This is a genomic window from Terrisporobacter othiniensis, from assembly GCF_000808015.1.
In the GTDB taxonomy this organism is placed as follows: domain Bacteria; phylum Bacillota; class Clostridia; order Peptostreptococcales; family Peptostreptococcaceae; genus Terrisporobacter; species Terrisporobacter muris.
Genome location: NZ_JWHR01000035.1, coordinates 1 through 954, shown reverse-complemented (window position 1 = coordinate 954; position 954 = coordinate 1). Strand labels below are relative to the sequence as shown.

At 24.8% G+C, this 954-nt stretch carries 1 protein-coding gene; it reads right to left on the bottom strand.

Annotated features, from left to right (window positions below):
• The coding region (locus QX51_RS02925) for an alanyl-tRNA editing protein (RefSeq protein WP_039678419.1) at window positions 1–954 on the bottom strand (954 nt) is incomplete at both ends.

Here is a 954-nt window from a genome sequence, read left to right as displayed (position 1 = left end):
TAATAAATTTAATCTATCATTATTTATTAAAGCAAATAATCCAATATTATTTTCTGTTTCTGTGATTTTATTTGCAATTTTATTTATATAGTTCATATTTTTATCTTCATAAGTTTTAATTATAATATTCATGCTTCCATTTTTTTCAGCTTCTTCAATCATTTCTTTCATCTCATAGTTACTTATTATTTCTTCTAATTTTCTATTTTCTTTATTCGCTTCATTTATTTTATTATTTAATTTTTCAATACCTTGATATGCGCCTTCTTCATTACTACTAAGCATCTTACAAATTTTATTTAAGTAGTTATCTCTTTTTAACATTTCATCTATTGCTTTTGTCCCACATAAAAATTCAATTCTTGTTGCTTTTTTATATTTTTCAAATTTCTTTATTTTTATAACTCTTAAGTCTAAAGTATTTTTGACATGAACTCCACAGCATAAATTTATATCCAAATCTCCAAATTTCACAACTCTTATATCATTAGAAAGCTTAGATAAATCATCTTTTATTTTTAATTTCTTAGCTTCTTTCTTATTTATATTAAGAAATTCCACAGGTATATTTTCTCTAATAATTTCATTGCACATGCTTTCAATTTTAATTATGTCATCTTCTTTAAAAAATCCTTCTATATCCACAGTTGCAAAATCTTTTCCTAAATGAAAACCCACAGTCTTTGCTTTATATTCATTGTTAAAACAAGCAGATATAACATGTTGGCCAAAATGATGTTGCATACCATATTCCCTTCTATCCCAATCAATTTCACATTTAACCTTATGAATTCTATTTGGTTTTTTATCCAATACATGATATATTTTGTCATTTTCTTCATATACATCTTCCACAGACATATTATCTATAGTTCCCAGGTCACAGTATTGACCTCCACCTCCAGGGAAAAAAGCTGTTTTATCTAACAATACATGATATTTATTATTCATCTC